At 57.5% G+C, this 699-nt stretch carries 1 protein-coding gene; it reads right to left on the reverse strand.

What is annotated here, in order from left to right:
- Nucleotides 1-208 precede the first annotated feature (208 nt).
- Nucleotides 209-412 (reverse strand): hypothetical protein, encoded by a 204-nt coding sequence (locus AWB74_RS46305; protein ID WP_143749566.1) that lies wholly within the window; start codon nt 410-412, stop codon nt 209-211.
- Between the last annotated feature and the right edge of the window lie 287 nt (nt 413-699).

The following is a 699-nucleotide window of genomic DNA, read 5'->3' on the forward strand; positions in this document are numbered from 1 at the left end:
GAGCTGTTGGAGTACGCCGCGCGCCCTGCCCGGTCGGTCGGAGCCGCACACGTCTGTACGCCGAAGCCAAGTTCACCCAGCGAGATCACCGAGATGAACAGGGGGCCTCGCCGGCCAGATCGATCACCGTCTGACGCTCCAGCGTTTTCGCGGCGAGCGCGACCCAGACGCAACTATCGAGAATGATTCCCATGGGTGGTGACCTTGATTACGTCCACGGATCCCGCACCCCGTCATCGAAATCGACTCGGCTCACTTCGAGCCAGCCCTGGGCCTTCTGTCCAATCACTTCGCTAATGAGAAGATCGACCATCTCGTTGCTTTTTCGACCAAATTCTGAAAATTCCACGGGCTTGCGGCTCGTTGCGTCTTCACAACGCGACGCGCGCCTTTTGCTCGCTATTGTGCTCATGCACCAATCTTGCCCCTTAATCGCGCTAATACATCTTGTTCAGGACCGGAGGCGACTTTTCGTATTCCGCCCGACCCCCTTCGATGGACCGTCTCGCTACTCCCTGACCCCGAGTTCGGTCACTTCTGCGAAACCCTTTCCCACGGGCATTTTGTGTACTCCGACACGGACCGCCCGCCGGATTGGCGACGAGAAAACCGTTGGCGTACCTCACATCTTCCGTCAGCATCCGTCATTTATACAGAAATGCTAACTGCTCAACTTCGACCCGGCGGTATTAGCAGAAA

This window comes from Caballeronia arvi (assembly GCF_001544695.2).
In the GTDB taxonomy this organism is placed as follows: domain Bacteria; phylum Pseudomonadota; class Gammaproteobacteria; order Burkholderiales; family Burkholderiaceae; genus Caballeronia; species Caballeronia arvi.